The organism is Xanthomarina sp. F2636L (genome assembly GCF_026410195.1).
Taxonomy (GTDB): Bacteria; Bacteroidota; Bacteroidia; order Flavobacteriales; family Flavobacteriaceae; genus Xanthomarina.
This window is the reverse complement of the sequence record NZ_JAPMLM010000005.1, coordinates 1-244: the sequence shown is the minus strand read 5'-3', so window position 1 is coordinate 244 and position 244 is coordinate 1. Positions and strand designations below refer to the sequence as shown.

The window sequence follows — 244 nt, the reverse complement described above, 5'->3', positions numbered from 1 at the left end:
CAACCTTTAATAACATAACCTGTGTTTGGGATCTGACAGGATTACAACCAGCTGAACCGACAACAGAATGCTGGGAAACGGCAACCTTTGATAACAATACTTGTACTTGGGTAGTTACTGGATCACAACCAACTGAACCAACAACGGAATGTTGGGAAACGGCGACCTTTAATAACACAACATGTGTTTGGGACGTAACAGGATCACAACCTGTAGAACCATCTACAGAATGTTGGGAGACGGC

1 protein-coding gene is annotated in these 244 nt (G+C 43.9%); it reads left to right on the top strand.

Going from position 1 to position 244, the window contains the following annotated elements; genetic code table 11:
- A partial coding sequence (locus OS191_RS00025; RefSeq protein WP_267153663.1) for a hypothetical protein occupies positions 1–244 on the top strand: 244 nt, incomplete at both ends.